At 70.8% G+C, this 23,403-nt stretch carries 13 protein-coding genes; 7 read left to right on the top strand and 6 right to left on the bottom strand.

All coding sequences use genetic code 11. The features are described from left to right. Positions 1 to 15 precede the first annotated feature (15 nt). Entirely contained in the window at positions 16 to 798 is a 783-nt protein-coding gene (locus JAO84_RS25090; protein WP_370414873.1) for a hypothetical protein, read from the bottom strand. Positions 799 to 1,181: 383 nt separating this feature from the next. Here JAO84_RS25090 and JAO84_RS25095 point away from each other — a divergent pair, with 383 nt between their 5' ends. The 5 genes from JAO84_RS25095 to JAO84_RS25115 are packed head-to-tail and all read left to right on the top strand — an operon-like array spanning position 1,182 to position 6,968. Continuing rightward, on the top strand, positions 1,182 to 4,076 hold the full coding sequence (locus tag JAO84_RS25095; protein WP_370414874.1) for a nitrate- and nitrite sensing domain-containing protein: 2,895 nt from the start codon (positions 1,182 to 1,184) through the stop codon (positions 4,074 to 4,076). After that, on the top strand, positions 4,073 to 4,567 hold the full coding sequence (locus JAO84_RS25100; protein WP_265866514.1) for a roadblock/LC7 domain-containing protein: 495 nt from the start codon (positions 4,073 to 4,075) through the stop codon (positions 4,565 to 4,567). The genes JAO84_RS25095 and JAO84_RS25100 overlap by 4 nt, the downstream gene beginning before the upstream one ends. Then, positions 4,564 to 4,977, top strand: coding sequence for a DUF742 domain-containing protein (locus tag JAO84_RS25105; protein WP_370414875.1), 414 nt, complete (start codon positions 4,564 to 4,566; stop codon positions 4,975 to 4,977). Before JAO84_RS25100 ends, JAO84_RS25105 begins: the two co-directional genes overlap by 4 nt. Further along, positions 4,958 to 5,692, top strand: coding sequence for an ATP/GTP-binding protein (locus JAO84_RS25110; protein ID WP_370414876.1), 735 nt, complete (start codon positions 4,958 to 4,960; stop codon positions 5,690 to 5,692). Before JAO84_RS25105 ends, JAO84_RS25110 begins: the two co-directional genes overlap by 20 nt. A 31-nt stretch (positions 5,693 to 5,723) precedes the next feature. Then, positions 5,724 to 6,968 carry a styrene monooxygenase/indole monooxygenase family protein gene (locus JAO84_RS25115; RefSeq protein ID WP_370414877.1) on the top strand — a complete coding sequence of 415 codons (1,245 nt, stop codon included), beginning with the start codon at positions 5,724 to 5,726 and terminating at the stop codon, positions 6,966 to 6,968. Here the strand turns inward: JAO84_RS25115 and JAO84_RS25120 are convergent. The 4 genes from JAO84_RS25120 to JAO84_RS25135 all read right to left on the bottom strand — a co-directional run bounded on the left by JAO84_RS25120 (position 6,932) and on the right by JAO84_RS25135 (position 10,286). Further along, positions 6,932 to 8,149 carry a C40 family peptidase gene (locus tag JAO84_RS25120; RefSeq protein ID WP_370414878.1) on the bottom strand — a complete coding sequence of 406 codons (1,218 nt, stop codon included), beginning with the start codon at positions 8,147 to 8,149 and terminating at the stop codon, positions 6,932 to 6,934. The two genes, JAO84_RS25115 and JAO84_RS25120, sit on opposite strands and share 37 nt — an antisense overlap. A 74-nt stretch (positions 8,150 to 8,223) precedes the next feature. After that, positions 8,224 to 8,544 carry a hypothetical protein gene (locus JAO84_RS25125; protein ID WP_370414879.1) on the bottom strand — a complete coding sequence of 107 codons (321 nt, stop codon included), beginning with the start codon at positions 8,542 to 8,544 and terminating at the stop codon, positions 8,224 to 8,226. Between the two features lie 34 nt (positions 8,545 to 8,578). Beyond that, on the bottom strand, positions 8,579 to 9,301 hold the full coding sequence (locus JAO84_RS25130) for a TetR/AcrR family transcriptional regulator (protein ID WP_370414880.1): 723 nt from the start codon (positions 9,299 to 9,301) through the stop codon (positions 8,579 to 8,581). 49 nt (positions 9,302 to 9,350) lie between these two features. Then, complete coding sequence (locus tag JAO84_RS25135; RefSeq protein ID WP_370414881.1) at positions 9,351 to 10,286, bottom strand: diiron oxygenase; 936 nt, start codon at positions 10,284 to 10,286, stop codon at positions 9,351 to 9,353. 112 nt (positions 10,287 to 10,398) lie between these two features. Between JAO84_RS25135 and JAO84_RS25140 the strand changes: the two genes are divergently transcribed. After that, positions 10,399 to 11,532, top strand: a complete 1,134-nt coding sequence (locus JAO84_RS25140; RefSeq protein ID WP_370414882.1) for a ferritin-like domain-containing protein — start codon at positions 10,399 to 10,401, stop codon at positions 11,530 to 11,532. 82 nt (positions 11,533 to 11,614) lie between these two features. On the opposite strand, the gene JAO84_RS25145 is transcribed toward JAO84_RS25140, so the two are convergent. Then, positions 11,615 to 14,815: a DNRLRE domain-containing protein gene (locus JAO84_RS25145; protein WP_370414883.1), complete on the bottom strand. Its 3,201-nt coding sequence runs from the start codon at positions 14,813 to 14,815 to the stop codon at positions 11,615 to 11,617. A 610-nt stretch (positions 14,816 to 15,425) separates the two neighbouring features. Between JAO84_RS25145 and JAO84_RS25150 the strand changes: the two genes are divergently transcribed. After that, entirely contained in the window at positions 15,426 to 23,336 is a 7,911-nt protein-coding gene (locus JAO84_RS25150; protein WP_370416863.1) for a ricin-type beta-trefoil lectin domain protein, read from the top strand. Positions 23,337 to 23,403: the final 67 nt, after the last annotated feature.

Here is a 23,403-nt window from a genome sequence, read left to right on the forward strand (position 1 = left end):
GGCGGCCCGGGGCGCTCACAGCTCCGCGTAGACCGCCGTCGCGTCGTCGTGGAGCTTCCAGCGGTGTACGCCGCCGGCCGCCGCGTCCGCCGCCTCCAGGACCCGCACCCGGCGCAGCAGCCCGTACGCGCCCTCCTTGTCGAGGACCGCGAAGAGGTCCGTCCAGTCGCCGGCCCGGAACAGCTCCACCCAGCGGGTCGCGCCGTCGCTGAGCGCCGCAAGGGCCCGTACGGCCGAGCGCGGGCTCGTCCCGGTCACCGCGCGGGCGGCGACGGAGGGGTCGGCGGCGGCCGTGAAGAAGCCGCCCTCCGCGTTGCGCAGCCGGTCCGTGGCCGCCAGGGAGCGGCGCACCTCCTCCGGCACCCGGTCGAGCCGGTCGTCGAGCACAGCCCGTACCGCGCCGTCCGGGGCGGCGAGGAGCAGCGCCGCGTCGGACAGCACCAGGTGCTCCACCGTGGCCTCGTCCCAGCGCGCCATGGCCACCGTCGCCTGCGGAGTACGGACGTGAGAAAGGTCACAGGTGTTCCGGTGGGCGTCCGCGGTGCGCCGGATTGCCAAGGAGAGAATCCCGGACAGCGTCAGATCGCGCCGGGAAGCGGACAGTTCCGTCAAAGCGCCGCCCAGCCGGGCGGTGAACCAGGGCACCCCGTGCACACAACCGTCGTCGCCCGCCGGGGGCGTCACCCCGTCCAGGACCACGACCGTCCCGCCCGCCCCCGCGGCGGGCAGAGCTGCGGCCGCCCAGTCCTCATTGGGGCGTTCGGGACTGCCGGGGAGGGTCACCGCTTCCGTGCGCATGATCCACAGTCTGCCCCGCGCGGCCTCGCCGGACGACCCGCCTGCATCACTCCTTCACACCGCCTCCAGGCGCCCGAAAATGGCCTGTACCAAAGGCGCCTGACGGGGGTGGAGGCCCGGAAGTGAAGGCTCCGGGAAGCTGCGGGCGGGCATCCTGCCAAAGCCCGCGCGGAAGATCCAACCGGCGGTAAGCCGGACACACCCGTACCCGCGGGCGGGAGTTGTTCGCCAACTACGGAGTGTTGTTCACTCGTTCGGGTGGCGGAGCGGCCGATGCCAGACCCCTGACCAGAACCGCTGAAATGGTCGGAAGACACACCAGGGGTGGGGGCTCTTACATGTGACCGGTCGTCACCTCTGCTTCATGGGCGGACGAGTCAAGAATGCGAGCACCGGTGCAGAAGAAGCGGCCTCGGAGCAACAACGGCACGCGGAGCCAGACCCCCGGTGACCCGCAGAACCCCGGGCTGCCCGCGACCCCCGCGGCCCCCGGCGCCACGACCCCCGGTCCCGGTGCGACGACCCCTGCCGCCGCGGCCCCGGCCGGCCGCGCCAAGCGCGTCCGCAGCCGGCTCTTCGCCGGCGTCGCCCTGGTCGGCGTCACCGTGCTCGCCGCCGGCGCCCCCATGGTCCTCACCGCCTCCGCCGACCTCGACGAGTCGGTCGACCTGGTCGCCCTCGCCGAACTCGACCGCCAGGCCGTCACCCTCGCCCACTCGCTCTCCGACGAGCGCGACGAGGTCGTCGCCTACATCGCCGCCGGCCGCGACGAGCAGACCGGCAGCGCCAAGGACAAGCGCCGGATCACCGACGCCCGCTCCGCCCGGGTCGACCGCCAGATCGACGAGATCCGTGCCGCCGCCCCCGCCGAACTCCGCCGCGACCTGGCCGGCCTGCCCTCCATCCGGCGCACCGCGCTCACCGGCAAGGGCACCGCCCTGGAGGCCCACAAGGCCTACACCGACGTCATCGGCAAGCTCCAGGCCCTCGCCGACGCGCTCGCCGAACGCACCCCGGCCCGCGCCGCCGAGGCCCTGCGCGCCCCCGCCGCCCTCGGCCGCGCCACCGAGCAGGCCTCCGCCGAGCGCGGACTGCTGCTCGCCGCGCTGGCCGTCCCGCGCCCCGAGTCCGGCGGCACGACCCACTACGACCCGGCCACCGGCACCTACGTCACGGACAAGCCCGAGGGCGCGGAGGAGGCCGACCGCGCCCGCAACGCGCTCACCGCCGCCGCCCAGCAGGCCCGGGTCCGCGAACTCGCCGCCCTCGCCGACTTCGACCAGGCTGCCGCCGCCCCGGCCCGCGACTCCCTCGCCGCCACCGTCGCCGGCCCCGACGTCAAGAGCGCCGAGCGCTACCTCGGCAAGCTCACCGACCGGCCCGAGCTCTCCGAGTCCGAACTCGACACCGACCCGGTCAAGCTGGACGCCGCGCTCTCCGCCCGCATCGAGCAGATGCGCGGCGTCGAGTCCACCCTCGCCACCCAGCGGGTCGACGCCCTCTCCGCGCTCCGCGACGACGACGTCACCGCGCTCGAGGTCCGGATCGCCTTCCTCGGCGGCTGTCTGCTCGTCGCCGTCGGCATCGCCACCTACGTCGCCCGCTCGATGACCCGCCCGCTCGCCGTGCTCCGCATCGGCGCCGCCCGGCTCGCCGCCGCGACCGAGCCCGGCTCCGTACCGGACGGCGAGGCCGGCAGCCCGATCCGCTTCACCGGCCGCAACGACGAGTTCGCCCAGGTCGTACGGTCCCTCAACACCCTGCAGGGCCGGCTCGCCGAGCTCTCCGCCCGGGTCGAGCGGCTCGACGGCGAGCGCACCGAACTGGCCGCCGCCCGCGAGGCCGTCGCCGCCGAGCTGGCCGCCCAGCGCGCCGAGCTCCAGGGGCAGAACGCGCTGCTCACCGCCGAGCTGCAGCGGCTGCGCGGCACCGTCCAGCACACCTTCGTCAACCTCTCGCTGCGCAGCCTCGGCCTGGTCGAGCGGCAGCTCGGCGTCATCGAGAAGCTGGAGGAGCGCGAGCAGGACCCGGACCGGCTCGCCACCCTCTTCAAGCTCGACCACATGGCGACCGTCATGCGCCGCCACAGCGAGAACCTGCTGGTCCTCGCCGGGCACGAGCACCACCACGGCCACCCCGGCCCGGTGCCGCTGGTCGACGTGCTGCGCGCCGCCGTGAGCGAGATCGAGCGTTACGAGCGGGTGAGCATCCAGTCGCTGCCGCCGCACGCCCAGGTGGCCGGCTTCGCCGCGGACGACCTCAGCCACCTGATCGCCGAACTCCTGGAGAACGCCACCTCCTTCTCGCCGCCCGACACCCAGGTCCAGCTGTCCGGCTGGCTCCTGGAGTCCGGCGAGGTCATGCTCTCCGTCCAGGACGGGGGCATCGGTATCTCCGCCGCCCGCACCGCCGAGCTCAACGCGCGGCTCGCCGACCCCGGCGACCCGGCCGGCACCGGCGCGGACGGCGAGGGCCTGGGCATCCGGGTCACCGCGCTGCTCGCCGAGCGCCACGGCGTACGGGTCGAGCTGCGCGAGCACACCCAGGGCGGCACCACCGCCGTCGTGGTGCTTCCGCTGCCGCTGCTGCCCTCCGCCCCGCCGGCCACCGTCCCGCCGACCGTCACCCTGGCGGCGGGCGGCCACGTGCCCGTACTGACCCTGCCGGGCTCGGTCGCCGAGGCGAACTCCAACACCCTGCCCTCGCACCGCGACCCGCTGGTCGAGGCGGCGGAGCGGGCCATCGCGCAGGCGGAGGCGGAGCCGCCGCTTCCGGCCGCCGAGCCCGTACCCGTACGCGTTCAGGAGCCCGCGCCCGAACCCGTACCCGTACAGGAGTCCGTACAGGAGCCCGTACAGACCCTCGGCCTCGGCGAGTCCGTGTCCGAGACCACGCTCCAGGTGCGCCTGCCCGACCCGCCGGCCGAGCCCGACGCGCACGAGCGCGCCACCGAGGAGTTCGCGGCACCGGAGCCCGAGGTGACGTACGCGCCCGAGCCCGAGGCCGACCTCGTGTCCGGCCCGCGCTCCGGGCAGTGGGAGCGGGTCACCGACAAGGGACTGCCCAAGCGCACCCCGCGGACAGTGCGTCAGGCCGGTGCCCCCACCGCGCCGATACGACGCGGCGGCGTGGACGCCGAGGCGCTGCGCAGGCGCCTGGGCGGCTTCCAGCGAGGAGCCGAGAACGGCCGCCGCGACGTCGCGGCCGAGATCCGCGCCGCTGACGCAAGCCGTACCGAGGAGAAGACGGGGGACACAGTCGAGGAGGCACGCAGTTGACTGCGACCGGAACATTCGGACTGAGCAGCGAGGCCCGCAACCTGCAGTGGCTGCTGGGCAACCTGGTCGAGGAGGTGCCGGGCGTCCGCTCCGTCGCCGTGGTCTCCTCCGACGGCCTGCTCCTGCTGTCGTCGGACCCGGACGTCCCGACCGGGGCGCCCGAGGCGGCCGACCGGGCCGACGGGCCGCGCGGCTCCAGCGCCGACCTCGCCACCATCGTCTCGGGCATCGGCAGCCTCACCATCGGCGCCGCCCGGCTGATGGACGGCGGCGGGGTCAAGCAGACCATGGTCGCGATGGAGGAGGGCAGCGTCTTCGTCATGTCGATCAGCGACGGCTCGCTGCTCGGCGTGCACGCCACGCCCGACTGCGACATGAGCGTCATCGCGTACCACATGGCGCTCTTCGTGGGCCGCGCCGGCCACGTCCTCACCCCTGAGCTCCGCAGCGAACTGGCCAAGTCCGCCCGGTCCATGGAGAGCGCACAGTGACCGCCGCGTCGCACAGCCACCGGCTGCCGATACGCGGAGAGGGGCGCCGCCCCTCCCGGGTCCGCCCCTACTCGCTCACCGGCGGCCGCACCCGCTTCGGCCACGTCCTCCTCGTGGAGACCTTCGTGGCGGCCCTGGAGGCCGCGCCGGGGCGCAAGGCCCTCACGGACGGCGGGAAGGCCGCGCGCGGCCTGATGCCGGAGATGCGGGCCATCGTCGAGATCTGCCGCCGGATGCGGACGGTGGCGGAGATATCGGCGCTTCTGAAGATGCCGTTGGGTGTCGTCCGGGTGCTGCTCAGCGACCTGGCCGACCAGGGAAAGATCCGTGTGTACGGGACCGGTCACGGCACCGGCCAGCCCGACCGCGCGCTGCTCGAAAGGGTGCTGAGTGGACTCCGCCGTCTCTGAGGCGACTTCCGTCTCCGACGAAACCGAAGCGCCGGTGCTCACCGGCATCCCCGCCCAGCCCACGGCGGCCGAGCCCGAATCCGCGGCCGAGCCCGAACACGAGCCTGAACGTGCGGCCGAACCCGATCCCGAAGAGGGCGCCCGGGACTGGCAGCTGGACCACACCCGCGCCCCGATCGCGACCAAGGTCGTCGTCGCGGGCGGCTTCGGCGTCGGCAAGACCACCTTCGTCCGCGCGGTCTCGGAGATCACCCCGCTCCAGACCGAGGCGCTGATGACGCAGGCGAGCGAGGAGACCGACGACCTCACCGCCACGCCGGACAAGCTGACCACGACCGTCGCGATGGACTTCGGGCGGATCACCCTCGACGACGACCTGGTGCTTTACGTCTTCGGCACGCCCGGGCAGCAGCGCTTCTGGTTCATGTGGGACGACCTGGTGCGCGGCGCGATCGGCGCCGTCGTCATGGCCGACACCCGCCGGCTCACCGACTGCTTCCCCGCGCTCGACTACTTCGAGAGCTGCGGGCTGCCGTACATCGTGGCCGTCAACCACTTCGAGGGCACCGAGCGATTCGACGTGCCGGACGTCCGGGACGCGCTGACCGTGCCCGAGCACGTACCGGTCCTGATCATGGACGCGCGCAAGCGGTACAGCGTGGTCGAGACGCTGCTCGCGATGGTCGAGCACGCCCTCGAAGCCACCCCCGAATAGCCTGAAAAGTTCGACAGGAGCACCACCGCCCATGCGGAAGATCCTCATAGTCGGGGCCGGTCAGTCCGGCCTCCAGCTCGCCCTCGGACTGCAGTCGAAGGGCTACGAAGTCACCCTGATGTCCAACCGGACGGCGGACGAGATCCGTTCCGGGCGGGTCATGTCCACCCAGTGCATGTTCGACACCGCGCTCGGCCACGAGCGCGACCTGGGCCTCAACTTCTGGGAGTCGCAGGCCCCGCGGACCGAGGGCCTCGGCGTCTCCGTCGCCGGCCCCGCCGGCGAGCGCGTGATCGACTGGGTCGGCCGGCTCGACGGCTACGCGCAGTCCGTCGACCAGCGGGTCAAGATGGCCGGCTGGCTGGAGACCTTCGCCCAGCGCGGCGGCCAGCTGGTCATCCACGGCGCGGCCGTCGGCGACCTCGACTACTTCGCGCGCGGCTACGACCTGGTGCTTGTCGCCGCCGGCAAGGGCGAGCTGGTGTCGATGTTCGGCCGGGACGCGGAGCGTTCCCCGTACGCGGAGCCGCAGCGCGCGCTCGCCGTCGCGTACGTGCACGGGCTCGGCCCGCGCCCCGAGCACCCGGACTTCGACGCGGTGCGCTGCAACCTGGTGCCGGGCGTCGGCGAGCTGTTCGTGATGCCGACCTTCACCACCTCCGGGCGCGCCGACATCCTCTTCTGGGAGGGCGTCCCGGGCGGTCCGGTCGACGCCTTCCGCGGCATCAAGGACCCGGCGGACCACCTGGCGCTCACGCTTGAACTGATGGAGAAGTTCACGCCGTGGGAGTACGCGCGGGCCACGAAGGTCGAACTGACCGACGCGGGCGGCACACTGGCGGGCCGTTACGCCCCGACCGTGCGCAACCCGATCGGGCACCTCCCGGGCGGCGGTCTGGTGCTCGGCGTCGCCGACGTGGTCGTCGCCAACGACCCGATCACCGGCCAGGGCTCCAACTCGGCGGCCAAGTGCGCCGCCACGTACCTCGACGCGATCGTCGAGCACGGCGACCGGCCCTTCGACGAGGCGTGGATGCGGGCCACCTTCGACCGCTACTGGGAGACCGCCCAGCACGTCACGAAGTGGACCAACGCGATGCTCGGCGTCCCGCCGGAGCACGTCCTGAACCTGATCGGCGCGGCGGGGCAGCTGCAGCCGGTGGCCGACCGGTTCGCGAACGGCTTCGACAACCCGGCGGACTTCGAGAACTTCTTCTTCGAGCCGGAGAAGACCGCGGCCTACCTGGAGTCGGTCGCCGGGGCGGCCGGGGCCTGAGCCCGGCTGCCCTCCGGCGGCTGAGCCGGTTCGTCCGACAGACCCTCGTCCGCGCCGTCCGTGGCTCCCGCCGGGAGCTCGGGCGGCGCGAACGTGTCCAGGGGCCGAGCCGCCGGGTCCGGGCGTACGGCGCCGAGCAGCGGGTTGGCGGCGATCGGGGAGACCTTGATCCGGGCGCCGGGGCGCGGGGCGTGCACGACCATGCCGTCGCCGAGGTAGAGGGCGATGTGGGTGGCCTCGGGGAAGTAGACCACCAGGTCGCCGGGGCGCAGGTCGGTCAGCGCCACGTGCGGGAGGGTCTCCCACTGCTCCTGGCTGGTGCGGGGGAGCTCCCGGCCGGCCGCCGCCCAGGCCGCCTGGGTCAGGCCGGAGCAGTCGTACGTGTCGGGGCCCTCCGCGCCCCACTCGTACGGCTTGCCGACCTGCCCGACCGCGAAGCGCAGCGCCTCGCCGCCGGCCTGCGACGGGGTACGGGTCGGGTCGAGGGCGCCGTCGAGCGCGCCGGAGCCGAGCAGGGCGCTCTGGGCGCCGGCGGTCGCCTGCGTCTCCAGGGAGGCGAGCCGGGCGAGCTGGTCGGGGGAGAGGCCGGCGAGCAGCCGTTCGACCTCGCGGAGCTTCGCCTCGACCGTCTCCTTCTGCTTCTTCCGGCCGCCGAGCAGCGCGGTGCGGCGTTCCAGGGCGGTGCGGGAGGCGGCGGCGAGGGCGTCCGCCTGCTTCTCGGCGGTCTGCAGGCGGGCGACGGCGGCGGCCCGTTCGCGGGCGGCGCGGGCGAGCAGCCGGCGCTGGTCGAGGGCCTCGCCGGGGTCGGCGGAGAGCAGCAGTCCGAGGTACGGGGAGAGCTCGCCGCTGCTGCGGTACTGCTGGCGCGCGAGCCGCCCCACCTCGTCGCGGCCCTTCTGCAGCGCGGCGCGGGCGGTGGCAAGGCGGGCGCCGGTCTTCCGGGTGTCGGCGGCCTGTTTCTTCAGGGCCTCGTCGGCGGCGTTGTAGGCCTCGCTGGCGCGTTCGGTCTCCTGGTAGAGGGTGCGGAGCCGGGTGAGGAGGCCGCCGACGGAGTCGGTGGGGTCGGTGGGGGCGGCGGCGGCTCCGGCCGCTCCGGCGACCGTCGTCGACAGGGCCAGGACCCCCGTGAGGACCCCCGCCAGTGCTCCCGTACAGACCGTGCGCAGCAGGCGTCCCGGCACGTCACCACCTCCAGGTGGATGATGACGGGACGGATGGTGTGATTACCGGACCATCGGCGCGGTGCGCGGCGCGCTCACTCGGACGGCGCAGCGGGCTTGGGGCCGGGCCCGGGCTCGGGCTTGGGCCTGGGCGACGGTTTCGACCACGGCCACTTCAGCTCGCGCCGCTCGCGCCCGCCCGGCGCGTACTCGTACACCCAGCCGCGCTGCAGCCCGAGCCGCTTGGTGTAGCCGGCGGGCTCGCGGCGGTACGCGTACACGGTGGCCGGGTGCCCGTCGTGGGCCGGGACCGGCACCTCGTACCACTTCGGGGGGTGCCCGGTCGGGCCGACGAGCACGGGCAGGACCCGGCCGTCGAGGGGCCCGCCGCGGAAGGGGGTGTTCTCGCTCTTCACCCCACCAGTGTCCCCTCTGGCCCCTCTGGCCGGTTCAGAGGAGGTGCGCGGCCTGGCTCACCACGGGGATCACGCGCCTGGCCAGCCGGCCCACCGGGCCCGCGGCCCGCTCCTGGGAGAGCAGCCGGGCGACGACGTCGGCGGTCTCCGCGTCGCCGGCGGCGGTCGCGGTGAGCAGCGCGACCAGATGGTCGACCAGCCAGTCCCGCAGCTCGGCGGCCGGCGGGCGCTTGCCCTCGTCGACCCAGATCAGCGAAGCCGCCTCGACGGCCGCGATCCAGGTCCGCACCATCATCCCGAGCCGCGGCCCGGGCGCGCCCACGCCCAGATGGAAGAGGATCTGCTCGGCGGCGGCCCGCCGCACCTCGTCGACGATCGCGCTGGTCCGCGAGGTCTCGGCGACGCTCCCGCCGCGCAGCAGGGCGGCGAACCCCGCGTCGTGCTGGTCCACGAAGGCCAGATAGCGGTCCAGTACCCGGGAAAGGCGCTCGGTGGGCGGCCCCTCGGGCGGCTCGGCGAAGCAGCGCTCCAGCGCGTCGGCGGAGGAGCGCAGCGCCGCCTCGTACAGCTGCTGCTTCCCGCCGGGGAAGTACCGGTACACGAGCGGCCGCGACACCCCCGCCGCCTCGGCGACGTCGTCGAGCGACACGTCCTCCGGCGGCCGGTGCGCGAACAGCGTCAACGCGGCTTCAAGCAGCTGCCGCCGCCGCTCCTCGACGCTGAGGCGGCGGTACGCGGGCGAGGCGGCACTGGTCATGCCCGCAGCGTAACCCCCGCGGGGGCGACGCCCGAGGGGCGATGTCAGGTCAGGCCAACAACCCCGACGACCTCCACAGCCGCCGGCCCGCGCCCCGCAGCACGCCGATGTCGTCGAGGAAGTCCGTCAGCCGCTTCGCGCCCGACTGCATCACCTCGCGCCGGTGGCCGCTGGCCCTCACCTGGGCGACGGCCTCGCGGCGGTCCAGGCCGACGTTGTCGTAGACGGCGGGGTTGATGAAGCAGGTGGAGAAGACCCGGGCGGCCTCGCCGCAGCTGAGGCGGGTGAACTCCTGCTCCCAGCGCGGGGCGGTGATCATCTGGCGGCGGAGTTCCTCGCGGGCGTAGCGCACGTGGCGGGCCTCCTCGACCACGTGGATGCGGGTGACCCCGCGGACCAGCGGCTGGACCCGCTCGTCCGGGAAGGTCAGGCGCTGCATCCAGTCGAGGATCTCCTCGCCGAGGAGGGTCGCGGCGAAGGAGCCGGGGGTGGTGGAGACGGTCTTCAGGACGCGGCCGAGGTTGTGGTAGATCCGCGGCACCGGGTACTCGGGCGCGCCGCCGCGCCGGATCAGCCGGGCGAACATCATCGAGTGGCGGCACTCGTCGGCGATCTCGGTGAGGGCATACCGCACATGACTGCTGGTCAGCGACTTGTCGTAGATGTGCCGGACGAGCAGCTGCATGAGGATGATCTCGAACCAGATGCCCAGCGAGGCGAGCGACGCGGCCTCGTGCCGGGACAGGTCGATCCGCTGCTCCTCGGACATCCGGCGCCAGAGCGGGGTGCCGTAGAGGGAGACCAGTTCCGGCGGCCAGAACCACTTGCCGTCCTCGAAGGGCGCGTTCCAGTCGAGCTCGGTCTCGGGGTCGTAGGAGTGCTTGAGGGAGGACTCCAGGAGCCGCTGTGCGACCTGCTCGCGGTCGCGCAGCGGCCCGAGGGCGTCCCGCAGGAGGCTGAAGTCGGGCTCGGTCAGGCGGGGCATGCCATTTATAAGACTCCTCGTCAGTAACTCGGTCAATCCCTCGCGCACGACTTGTTGACCCTGCGTCTACCAACGTGTGAGCCTGCTGGAAGACAGCGGGAAGGAGCCGTCAGTGTCGACGCACGACTTCTACGTCCGGGCCCCGGGGGAGCCGATCTGGTCGGTGCCGGCGTCCGGCGCCGCCCGTTTCACCTGGGAGTACGACCCCCAGGCCGACGACGGCCAGAGCGGTCAGAGCGGCCAGAACCGCCTCCTCGCCCTCTACCAGAAGGGCAAGGACAAGCAGTGGGACGGCGCCAAACGCATCGACTGGGACCTGGAGGTCGACCCGTACGACCCGCTCGGCACCCCTGACGAGGCCCTGTCCCTGTACGGCACACGGCACTGGGCCAAGCTCACCGAGAAGGACAAGGGCGAGCTGCGCCGGCACTACACCTCCTGGCAGTTCAGCCAGTTCCTGCACGGCGAGCAGGGCGCGATGATCTGCGCCGCCCGGATCGTGGAGTCGGTGCCCGACCTGGACGCCAAGTTCTACTCGGCGACCCAGACCATGGACGAGGCCCGGCACGCCGAGATCTACGCGCGCTTCCTCCAGGAGAAGATCGGGATGCTCTACCCGATCAACGACAACCTCCAGGGCCTGCTCGGCGACACCCTCCGCGACACCCGCTGGGACATGCCCTACCTCGGCATGCAGGTGCTGATCGAGGGCCTCGCCCTCGCCGCCTTCGGCATGATCCGCGACACCACCGACAAGCCGCTGCCCAAGCAGATCCTGGCGTACGTGATGCAGGACGAGGCCCGCCACGTGGCCTTCGGCCGGATGGCGCTGCGCGACTACTACAAGCAGCTCACCGACGCCGAACTGCGCGAGCGCGAGGAGTTCGTCATCGAGGGCTGCTACCTGATGCGCGACCGGCTGCGCGGCGTCGAGGTCCTGGAGAACTTCGGCATCCCGAAGCAGGAGGCCGAGGACCTCAGCGAACAGAGCGAGTTCCTGCACCTCTTCCGCAAGCTGCTCTTCAGCCGGATCGTGCCCTGCGTCAAGGACATCGGCCTCTGGGGCGAGCGCCTCCAGAAGGCCTACCTCGACATGGGCGTCTTCGACCTCGGCGACTCCAACCTCGACCTCCTCATGACCCAGGACGAGGAGATCGCGGAGGCCCTCGACCGCGAACGCTTCGCGGCGGAGGAGGCGCTGCGGGTCGCCGAGGTGACGGAGGCGATCGCGGAGGGCTCCGAGTAGTACCCGCGAGGACGGGGTGAGCCCCCGGCGCCGGGAATCCGGCACCGGGGGCTCACTCGTACACGACCCGAAGGGCCTCGGATCACCCGAAGCCGAGCTTCTCGTTCCAGCCGGACCCGATGACGGTCTTCACCGGGGCGTTGGTGTTGGTGGTCGACGGGTGGTAGATCGCCATGTGACCGTCGGACACGAAACGGGCCCAGATGTCCGGGATGCCGTCGCCGCTGATGTCCGGGATGCCGATGGCCCAGTCGACGTTGGTCTTGGTCCAGCTGGTGCCGAAGGAGACGTCGCCGTTGAGCGAGTTCGCCGCCAGCTTGATGGACTCCAGGTCGACGCTGCCGGCCACCGCGCCGGGCTTGCCGTGGCGGACGTACATGTTGCCGTTGTCGGTGTTGCGCCAGAGCAGGTCGGGCGTGCCGTCCTTGTTCATGTCCGCGATGTTGACGATGTCACGCGGTGCCCACGCGGTGCCCTCCATCAGCGTGGCGGCCTGGAAGGCGCCGCCGGTGTAGCCGGAGAGCACCCAGAAGGCGGTCCCGGCCCGCAGCGCGAGGTCGGGGTGCTTGTCGCCGGTGATGTCACCGACGGCCTTCAGCTGGGTCCAGGTGGACGGCGCGGGCGCGTTCGACGGCAGGCGGACCTTCATCCGCTGGCCGACGTCGAAGGAGCCGTAGCCGTCGCCCGGGTAGAGCCAGAAGCCTCCGTCGGGGGTGACGGCGAAGAGGTCCGTCGTGCCGTCACCGGGGTAGGCGTCCTGGTAGTGCGCGATCAGCGCGGCCTTGCCGGTCGTCGCGTCGTACCAGTGCCCGGTCGGGTTGAGCACCGGCTTGCCGTCGGCGCCCATGGTGTACGAGGCGGACAACTGGCTGTACAGCTCGCCGCCCGGCTGGCCCGTGCCGCCGACCGGCGCGCCCGGGTACGTCCGCAGGGTGCCGTCGGCGTTGATGACCAGCAGGTCGGGCGTGCCGTCGCCGCCCGTGTCACCGGGGGCGTCCTCGCTCTCCTTCGGCGGGACGTAGGTGGTGTAGTCGGTCCGCACGCTCGGGTTGCCGAGGCTGTCGTAGGCGTAGACCTGGAGCGTGTTCGGGCCGGCGTTCAGCGGCTTCAGGGCGGACACGGTGGCCAGGCCGTTGGCATCGGCGTTGACCGTGACCGGGGTGACGCCGCCCCAGGCGTACGTGAACTTCACGGCGCCGGGGGACTCGAAGGTGATGGGCCCGGTCTGGCCGAACTTCACGGTCGCCCAGGTGGCGCCGTCCGAGGTGGCCTTGAGGAACACGTCACTTTCGACGATGGGCTGGGACGGGCCGCTCGGGTCGACCGTGATCCGGCAGGGCTCGGTGCCCGGCGGGTAGTTGGTGGAGGTCGCGCCGGCCGAGTCCTGGCCCATCGCGTCCCACGAGAACGTGGTGTTGGCGGTGATGTCCTTCAGGAGCGGGTCGGTGACCGGAATGGTCAGTGAGGCGGTGCCGCCGCTCGCGCCGATCGTCACGTACGTGCCGGCCGGGACGGTGCCACCGGTCTTCCAGAACCGGAAGCGGACCTTGCTCATGTTGTTGTCCGGGTCCGTGGCGGTGACCTTGAGCGTGATGTTGGTCTTGCCGACCGTCACGCCCGCGCCGGGGCCGGGCGTGCAGGCGCCGCCGGGGGTCGAGGTGCCGTTGTAGGGCTCCTTCGGGTTGCGGTTGTAGACGGCCTCGACGGTCGCGGACGTCGCCCGGAACTTGCGCCAGGTCTGGGTGTCCGACTCGCTGGTGGCCCGCATGCCCATGGTGAGCGTCGAGTAGCCCTTGTCGGTGACGTACTGGGCGGCGGACTTCACGTTGAAGGCCTCGTACGCGTCCGGGCACGAGGTCGACCAGCCGTGCGCGAAGGACTTGCGCTGGATCTCGGCGGACCAGCTCGGCTGCGCGTTCCACGTCGTGCCCGAGGAGATCGAGCCGGTGCGCCACAGCTGCATCTCACGGTCGGTGCAGGACCAGGAGTGGTTGTTGAGCACCTTGAAGGTCGCGCTGGTGATCTCCGCGCCCTTGATGCTGCTGGACCAGTCCATCCGCCAGAAGGAGCGGGCGGTGCCGCCGGTGTCGGACTCGTGGCCCACGCGGGCGTCGGAGGTGCCGGAGGAGAAGTTGGTGCCGTTGTAGAAGCTCGTGCTCGGGTACGGCTTGTAGGCCACCGTCCACGCGTCCCAGCCGGTGTTCAGCGGCGGGTCGACGAACAGCGGGTACGTGACGTCCTTGCGGGCGGTCAGGCCGGTGGCGGCGAAGCCGAGGCCGAGCCGGGCCGCGTGGGTGTTCTCGCCGGCCAGGGCGATCGGCAGCGCGGCCGATTGGGCGCCCGGCTCGATGCCGGTGAGGCCCGACAGCTTCAGCACGTCGGCCGGGGTGGCGACGGCCGTGCGGTTCGGGGTGCCCGGGGGCAGCTCGGGGTCACGGCCACTGGAGTCCCAGGCGAACGGGGTCGGGATCGAGCCGACCTCCTTGCCGGCCTTGTCCAGAACCTGGACCCGGCTGGCCTTGCGGTCCTGCCTGAACACGGCGGTGGTCGAGCGCAGCCCGTACGTGACGGTCTGCAGCGCCTCCTGCCGTGCCGCCTCGGGGGACTTGACGATGAGCACCTGCGCCATGCCGCCCTCTTCGCGGGCCACGAGCAGCAGGTCGACCCCCGGCAGCACCTCCGAGTACAGCGCGCGCGGTCCGTCGAGCACCGGCTCGGGCAGTGCGCCCGGCCAGGTGTAGGCGACCGTGTGCCCGTCGAGCTCCACCTCGGCGAGCACCGTCTCGCCGGGTGTCTCGACGCGGGCGAACGAACGGTCGGCACGGGGCTTTTGGGCGTTTCCGCTCGCGAAACGGACCGGAACGGCCGGATTCGCGGGCGCGATGCCGAGGCCCTTGGGGGCCTTGGCGCTCCGCCTCAGACGATTGTCGATCGGGGCCCACTCGCCCTCGGCGTTCCTGGCCCGGGTCGGCGCGGCCGTGACCCGGGTCTTGAACTGCCCGTCAGGCAGCGCCCAGGTCAGCGCGGTGGCGGTGGTCGCCGTGTCGACGAGCACCTGCTTGCGGGTGCGCAGGGCCTCGGTCATCGCGGCGGCCTCGTCGCGCGGACCGGTCGAGGCCCGGGTGGCGTCGGTGGCGCCACCGGCGGTGGACGGGGAAGAGCCGCCGGGCTGCCACCAGGGCAACAGGGCGGCGGTCAGGGCGGCCAGGACGAGGCCGAGGGTCAGGGACAGCCGCGTGCGCGTGCGCACGAAGGGGCTGAGATATCGGGGCGGCGCGGTCACGGCGGTCTACTCCCGTGGGAACCAGGCGGATTGAGGACAGCACAGACAGCCCCGGTCGGCAGGCCGCGGGGCAGAAGGCGCGCACACGGTCACACATGCGAAGGACGGCGTCCATGTATGAAGGTTTTATGAATCCGTTACGCGAAGGTGGAACCGATGCGACGCGGCGTCAACTGGGTCTGGTTTAGGGCTTTCATGGGGCTGTATTGGCCGTGATCGGCAGAAAGGCCCCAACTCTCTGATTGGGCGTCGGTGAAATGGAATGATCCATTTCGCCCTGTGACGCAGATCACTCATATCTCCTTCCGGGACTCGGACCGATCTTGAAATCCGCTCCGGGCATGACAGAGAGTGCGCACGCACACGCCTGGTCAGGCGTGTGCTCTTTGGTGTTTTCGCACCTCGTCCGTTGTCTGAATTGCCAGGGTGGGAGTCGACGCGTATGCGTGCTTCAGGTCCGCTGTCATGGCTGGGGCGAGGACGCCCAGCCTTGACAGAGTCACAACGACGGCGCCGGCGGCGAAGCCGCGCGGCGATCGTCCTTCTGTTGTCCTCGACGTTGACGGTGACGAGCCTGGGCGGGCAGGCGCTCGCCGTCCCCGGCCCGGGCATGAGCCGTGAGGAGTCGATCTCCCAGGTCGATCTCCCGGACCTGCCGACGGCCACCACGGCAGAGGGCGACGTGGCCGCGGACAAGGCGCTCACCCTGGCTCCGCAGGTCCCGGTCGACCCGTACGCCCCCGCCAACACCGCGGCGTGGACCTCGGGCACCGGTAACGCCACGCTCTCCGGGACCAGCGCGCCGGGCACCACCGTGCCGGTCACCAACAACCTGCCGGTCGCCATCGGCGTGCCGGAGGGCGGGGACCCCGCCGCGCTCGCCGGTGACTGGACCGTGGGCGTGGCCCCGCAGACGACCTCGCAGGACGCGGGCGTCTCCGGCATCGTCATGAAGCTCACCCCGCCGGCCACGGTCGATCCGAACGCCGAAGTGGCGATCAGCATCGACACCACCGGCTTCGCCGACCTGTACGGGCCGCAGGCCGCCGACCGCTTCGGTCTGATGCTGCTCCCGGACTGCGTCTACTCGTCCCCGACCACCGGCGACTGCGCCGACGGCGGCGGTACGGAGCCGATGTCGTTCTCCGACGCGGACAAGGACGTCAAGAACGGCAAGAAGAACTTCCAGCGGCTGCGCAGCTCGGTGAAGACGGTGGCCGCCAAGGACGCGCCCACCAAGTCCACCGCGGCCAAGAGCGCCAAGACGCGCAAGATCCTCAGCGGCAGCATCCCGGTCTCCAGCCTCGTCGGCGAGGGCTTCGTCCCCTCCAGCGCGACCAAGGCCTCCTACCGGGACGGCGTCCAGCCCGCGGTCTCCGCGAACGGCGGCGCCGCCGTCGGTGGCCTCGACACCGGTTCGTCGGTGTCCGGTGACTTCACGGCCTCGCCGCTGCTCTCCTCGGGCGCCTGGTCGGCGGGCTCGTCCTCGGGCGCGTTCACCTACTCGTACGACATCCAGGTGCCGGAGACCGCCGGCGGTCTGATGCCGAAGGTCAACCTGGCGTACTCCTCGCAGTCCGTCGACGGCCGCACCTCGTCGACCAACAACCAGGCCTCCTGGATCGGCGACGGCTGGGACTACAACGCGGGTTCCATCACCCGTACGTACGCCAACTGCCGCCAGGACTCCAAGAAGGCCGGCTCCAACAACTCCACGCACCGCACCGCGGACCTGTGCTGGGGCTCCGAGAACGCCACCCTCTCGCTCGGCGGCATGACCACCGAGCTGGTGTGGGACGCCACCAAGGCCAAGTGGTTCACCGCCAACGGCGACGGCTCCACCGTCCAGGTGATCAAGGGCGAGGCCACCGGCAACGGCGCCAAGGACGGTGAGTACTGGGTCGTCACCACCAAGGACGGCACCAAGTACCACTTCGGCAAGAACAAGCTCCCGGGCTGGTCCGACCACGGCACCGCCGCCGACGACCCGACCACGGACTCCGTCCTGACGGTCCCCGTCTACGGCAACCACAGCGGCGAGGACTGCTACAAGGGTCCGACGACCACCGACTGGACCAACTCCTGGTGCACGCAGGGCTGGCGCTGGGGCCTCGACTACGTCGAGGACGTCCACGGCAACGCCATGTCGCTGTGGTGGAAGAAGGACCAGAACTACTACGCCCGCAACTTCAACTTCAAGGCTCCGGTCGTCTACGACCGAGACGGCTGGCTCGACCACATCTACTACGGCCAGCGCAGCGACAACATCTTCACGGCGACCGCCCCGGCCCGGGTCGGCTTCACCGTCGCGGAGCGCTGCTACACCGTCGGCACCGTCACCTGCACCGAGGCCAACTTCACCTCGAAGGACCCCGGCCAGTACCGGCCCTGGTTCGACACCCCGGCCGACCTGCGCTGTGAGGCCGGCAAGAAGTGCTGGAACGCCGGCCCGTCCTTCTGGACCCGCAAGCGCCTCGACAAGATCCAGACCTCGGCCCAGCGGCGCACCGACACCACGGCCCGCCAGGTCGTCGACGACTACCAGCTCACGCAGAGCTTCGCCACGCTGAAGACCGGCCCCAACACGGCCCTGTGGCTGGAGTCCGTCCAGCGCACCGGCTACGCCCGGAACGGCTCCACCGACGCGAAGGTCACGCTGAACCCGGTCCGGTTCGAGTCCAACGCCGAGGACATGCCGAACCGCGTCAAGGCGTACCACCCGGAGCGCCCCGGCTTCTCCCGGCTGCGCATCGTCCGCGTCGTCAACGAGTACGGCGGCGAGACCATCGTCCGCTACAAGCCGATCGAGGGCGACTGCGCGACCGGACAGAACCTCCCGACGAAGACGGACACGGCGGCCCTGAAGGCCAACAGCCGGCTCTGCTACCCGTCGTACTGGAACCCGGACCCCGAGGTCGAGGACATCGACTGGTTCCACAAGTACGTCGTGGACACCGTCGAGGAACTGCCCAACATCGACGGCAGCTTCGCCACCAGGACCGAGTACGAGTTCAAGAGCCCGGCCTGGAAGCTCGCCGAGGCGGAGTTCACCAAGAAGTCCACCCGGACGTACTCGCAGTTCGCCGGCTTCGAGCAGACCACGGTCCTCACGGGCCCGGTCGTCGAAGGCACCCCGGACGCTCCCGGCCAGCGCTCCAAGGCCGTGACCCGCTTCTTCCGGGGCATGGGCGACACGGTGCCCGTCACGGACATCACGGGCGCCGAGATCGCCAAGGACCGCGAGCCCTTCGCCGGCCGGATCGCCGAGGAGCTCACCTACCTCGACTCCACGAAGGCCGACACCGACTGGCTGTCCCGCTCCATCACCAAGCCCGAGGCCACCGAACTCGCCAAGCGCGACCGCGACGACGGCCTGACCCCGCTGCGGGCCTGGCGGGTCACGGAGCCCGAGGAGATCGCGTACACGAAGTCGTCCGGCACGAACACCGACGACACGCGCACGGTGCGCACGGTGAAGACGTCGACGACGTACGAGCCGACGTACGGGCTGCCGACTCTGGTGGAGTCCCTCGGTGACACCGGGAAGACCGGTGACGAGTCCTGCACCAAGTCGGAGTACGTCCACCAGACGGCGAAGAACCTGATCGGCCTGAGCAAGCAGGTCCTGGTGTCGCCGACGCTCTGCGCGAACGCCAACTGGGCGGACTACGGGTCGCTGAGCAGCGGCAGCCGCACGGCATACGACGGTACGGCCTATGGCACCGCGCTCGGCGGCACGTCCCGGGGTCTGGCCACCGAGTCCTGGACGCTCAACGGCAGCGGGACCGGCTTCCAGACGACTGGCACCCGGGAGTTTGACGCCGTCGGCCGCGTGGTCAAGCAGACCCCCGCGGACCAGTTGACCCAGCAGACCCCCAAGTCCGAGACGATCAGCTACGCGTCCGAGGGCCCGGCCACGGGCCAGGTGTTCAAGGTCACCTCGACCAATGTGCTCGGGCACACCCAGATCCAGGAGCTGGAGCCGGGTCGCTCGGTCACCGTCAAGACGACCGACGTCAACGGATACGTGAGCCAGGCCGTGTACGACCCGATGGGCCGGCTGTCCGAGGCGTGGGCCCCGGGCCGTACGCCGGGCAGCGGCATAGCGGACTTCCGCGCGGTCTACACGATTCCGGCGGAGGAGACCGACCCGACCGACGCGAACATCAAGATCCGTAAGCCTCCGTACGTCACCACGTACGCGCGGGGCTACGAGGACCGGATCGAGACCTCCGTCACCCTCTACGACGGCCTCGGCCGCGAGCGGCAGAAGCAGGAGGAGGCCGATAACGGCGCCGGCTGGCTGATCACCGACACCCTGCACAACACGTCGGGTGAGGTCTACCAGACGAACAACGCCTACCTGACCAAGGAGGCCACGCCGGGCGAGCTGTTCACCCCGCTCTCCGACACGGCCGTCCCGAACATCACGCGCTACGACTACGACGGTCTCGGCCGCGTAGTGAAGGAGACGCCGTACCTCAAGTGGGTCGACCCGGTCACCACGGAGTCCTTCTCCAAGGCCTACGAGGACCGTGCCGTCCGCTACGAGTACGGCGAGGACTGGTCGAAGGTCGTCCAGCCGCAGGGGGACTCGTCCTACCGCGTCTGGACCGACGCGCTGGGCCGCACCACCCGCACGGACACCTTCAACCCGGCGGCCCCCGGCGGGTTCACGTCGACCCGCTACGAGTTCGACCCGCACGGCCAGCTCGTCAAGGCGACTGCGTCGGCCGACCAGACCCATCCGTGGACGTGGACGTACAACCACGACGGTCAGGTGGAGACGGCGACCGACCCCGACGCGGGCACGAGTCGTAATACGTACGACGCCTTCGGCCGTGTCCTGACGACCGAGAACGCCCGCGGTGTCAAGGTCTGGAACGGCTACGACGAGCTGTCGCGGCCGAAGGAGGCACGTGAGAACGACGCCGCCGGCAAGCTGCTGTCCTCGTTCACGTACGACACCGTCTCGGGCGGCAAGGGCATGCCCGCCACTGCCACCCGCTACACCGACGGCGAGGCGTACACCCAGGCGGTCAACGGCTACACAAAGGAGTACCAGCCGACCGCGACCACGCTGACCCTGCCGCAGTCCATCGTCGACACCTGGGGTTTCAAGAAGGACTACAGGTACGACTACACGTACAACGACCGCGGCATGCTGGACGAGACCACCCTTCCCGAGGTGGGCAAGTTCGGCTCGGAGAAGCTGGTCGTCCGCTACAACAAGGACGGCAAGCCGCTCTCCATCTCCGGCAAGGACTGGTACGGCTCCGAGACCACCTACGACGCGTACGGCCAGGTGCTCCGCTCCACGCTCGGTGCCCAGCCGTACCGCGTGTGGACGCAGAGCTCCATCGACGAGTCCAGCGGTGAGCTCATCGAACACTCGGTCTACCGCGAGAAGGGCTCCAACGACCCCGCCACCGACAAGAGCGTCGTCGGCGGCAACCTCGTCTCGAACCGGGCCTACAGCTACGACCCGGCCGGAAACATCACGTCGATCCAGGAGAAGTCTGACGGGATTGCGGAGCGTCAGTGCTTCGTCTACGACCCCATGGGGCAGCTGAAGTCCGCCTGGACCGCCAAGGACCAGACGAGCTGCGTCAACCCGAGGAACCCGGACGGCTCGCTCAACAAGAACGCGGACGGCACGCTCCGAGTCGCCGCGGGCGCGGACAACTCCGGTTACTGGCAGGAGTACGAGTACGACCTGCTCGGCAACCGCACCAAGCTGACCGAGAACGACCTCACGGGCGACACCACCAAGAACGCGGTCAGCACGTACGCGTACGGCAAGAACGCCGCCAAGGACCAGCCGCACACGCTGACCAAGGTGTCGAAGACCCTCAAGACCCCGGCCGGGGCACAGATCACGTCCGAGGCCACCCGGCTCTACGAACTCACCGGCGAGACCAAGACGATCACCTCGGTCGAGAACGGCGACAAGCAGGACCTGACCTGGACCTATGACGGTCAGGTCGACCGGATCACCGGAGCGGGCACCGGCGGCAAGACCCCGTACGTGGGTCTCGGCCAGAAGTGTCTGGACCTGAAGTCGGGTCTGGGCGCTGCCGGCCAGCCGATCCAGCTCTACGCCTGCAACACCTCCGTGGCGCAGAACTTCAAGTTCACGCCCACCCCGGGCACGGCGACGGCACCGCAGACCGACGCCGACCGGGGCGCGCTCTCGGTGAACGGCACGTGGTGTCTCCAGCCCGCCGCCAACACGGCCGGGTCGGCGCTCCAGATCCAGAAGTGCGACGGCTCCGCCGCACAGGAACTGAAGCGCAACGCGGCTGGTCAGCTGACCCACATCGCCTCCGGCCTGTGCCTCGCGGTGCAGGGCGCGGCGAACGTGAACGCGACGCCGATCGTGCTCGCCACCTGTGACGCGGCCCAGGCCGCCCAGCAGTGGCTGCCGCAGAACGACACCCGTCACATCTACGGCCCCGACAACGCCCGCCTGCTCACCATCAAGGGCAAGCAGGCGACCCTCCACCTGGGCGAGGCCGAGGTGACTGTCCAGCAGGGCGGCGTCCTCGTCAACACCCAGCGCACCTACGGGGTCCCGGGCGGCGCGGTCATGCGCTACGCCTACGGCACCGGCTCGGAGACGCTGGTCGCCCAGACCACGGACCACCAAGGCAGCGCGTACACGGAGGTCGCCCTCTACGGCGGTCAGTCGGTGCGCATTCGCAAGCAGGATCCCTTCGGCAACGAACGCGGCACCGCCGGTGCCAACCTTCAGAACCACAAGGGATTCCTGGGCAAGACCCGGGACGACGCCTCCGGCTTCCAGCCGCTGGGTGCTCGCTTGTACGACCCGGTGGTCGGACGCTTCCTGTCCGCCGACCCGGTGCTCGACCTGAACGACCCGCTGCAGTCCAACGGGTACGCGTACGCGCAGAACAACCCGGTCACGTATTCCGACCCGACCGGACTGGCGATCAGCCTGACGGCCTCGGAGAAGGCCGCGGCCCTCGCCGGCGCGGGCCTGTCCGCAGCTCAGGTCGCACAGGCACAGGCGATGCAGGGCAAGTCCCTCACCTCGGTCATCCTGGCTGTGGCCTGGGAGACGCTGAAGGACTTCATCGGCATCAACGACGCCATGGCCTGCTTCGGCGGTGACATGTGGTCGTGCGTCAGCATCGCCGTCGACGCCATTCCGTGGTCGAAGCTGGGGAAGATCCCGGCCGTCATCAAGGCGGTCAACCGCACCATCGAGGCCATCAAGGCCTTCAAGGCCGCGAAGCGGGCGGCGGAAGCGGTCCTCAAGGCGGCCAAGGCGGCCGAGGCGGCAGCGCTACGGGCCAAGAAACTGGCCATCGAGAAGGCCAAGAAGGAGGCCGCGCAAAGAGCCAAGAAGAAGGCAGCCGAAGCGGCCAAGAGAAAGGCCGACGCGGCAGCCGCAGCGAAGCGGAAGACAGGTAACCCTGTCCACAAGCAGGCCCAGGCCAAGGCCGCGCCGAAGGCCTCCTCGCACCCGAGTGCGGGCAAGAGCGGTGGTGGCAAGAGTTCCGGCGGCAAGAGCTCCGGGGGCGGTGGCGGCGGCAAGTCCGGCGGCTCCTCCCGCAGCAACGGCGGCAGCAGCGGTGGCGGCGGCTCCGGCAAGGCCGACGGCGACAGCAGCGGCAGTGGCGGTTCCTGTCCCGTCAACAGCTTCGTGCCCGGCACGAAGGTACTGATGGCCGACGGTTCCACCAAGCCGATCGAGAAGGTGAAGGCCGGCGACAAGGTCGTCGCGACCGATCCGAAGTCCGGTGAGCCCGTCGTCGAGACGGTCACCGCGGAGATCAAGGGTCAGGGCCTCAAGCACCTGGTCAAGGTCACGATCGACCTCGACGGCAAGAACGGCTCGAAGACGGCCCGGATCACCGCTACCGCCGGCCACCCCTTCTGGGTCCCCGAGCTCGGCAAGTGGGTCGATGCCACCGACCTCGAGTCCGGCGAATGGCTCCAGACCAGCGCAGGCACCCACGTGCAGGTCGCCGCGATCCAGCGGTGGACCGCGCAGGACGCGACGGTCCACAACCTGACCGTCTCCGACCTGCACACGTACTACGTGCTGGCGGGTGCCACCCCGGTCCTGGTCCACAACGCCAACCTTCCGCAGGTCTGTGGTCCGGTCACGGAGAATACGCACTACGCCGATGTCGAAGTCTTCGACGCCGACGGAACCCAGATCGACTCGTATTCCCTTCGGAGCGGTGCCACCACCCCGGAGGAGGCGGCCATTGGTGTGGGACGCGCACGGCAGGCGGTCCACACCGAGAACCGAGCGGCGCGCGCAGCCGGCGGTGCGCCCATGATCAAGGACACGGTCATTCAGGACGACCCCTTCTTCATGGCCAGTCCTGTTCCTGACGGCGGACGGGTGAGAATTACCGGCACCAAGCCGCCATGTGGGCCCTGCCAGGCGCAGATGAGGACTTCAGCAGAGGACACGGCCTCGACCTTTGAATATCTGTGGCCTGATGGAAATGGTGGAATGAACATCTTCTCGACGGACGGGTAGGGATCACTTCACCGGGCTCCTGCCGGACAGTCTTCTCACAGGGCTGCTCCGGCAGGAGCTTTGCCAT

Source organism: Streptomyces fradiae (genome assembly GCF_041270065.1).
Classification (GTDB): domain Bacteria; phylum Actinomycetota; class Actinomycetes; order Streptomycetales; family Streptomycetaceae; genus Streptomyces.

What these genes read in the sequence shown, in the direction of transcription:
- JAO84_RS25090 (WP_370414873.1), bottom strand. Translation starts at nt 798, where the DNA reads ATGCGCACGGAAGCGGTGACCCTCCCCGGCAGTCCCGAACGCCCCAAT.
- JAO84_RS25095 (WP_370414874.1), top strand. Translation starts at nt 1,182, where the DNA reads ATGCGAGCACCGGTGCAGAAGAAGCGGCCTCGGAGCAACAACGGCACG.
- JAO84_RS25115 (WP_370414877.1), top strand. Translation starts at nt 5,724, where the DNA reads ATGCGGAAGATCCTCATAGTCGGGGCCGGTCAGTCCGGCCTCCAGCTC.
- JAO84_RS25130 (WP_370414880.1), bottom strand. Translation starts at nt 9,301, where the DNA reads ATGACCAGTGCCGCCTCGCCCGCGTACCGCCGCCTCAGCGTCGAGGAG.
- JAO84_RS25135 (WP_370414881.1), bottom strand. Translation starts at nt 10,286, where the DNA reads ATGCCCCGCCTGACCGAGCCCGACTTCAGCCTCCTGCGGGACGCCCTC.
- JAO84_RS25150 (WP_370416863.1), top strand. Translation starts at nt 15,426, where the DNA reads ATGAGCCGTGAGGAGTCGATCTCCCAGGTCGATCTCCCGGACCTGCCG.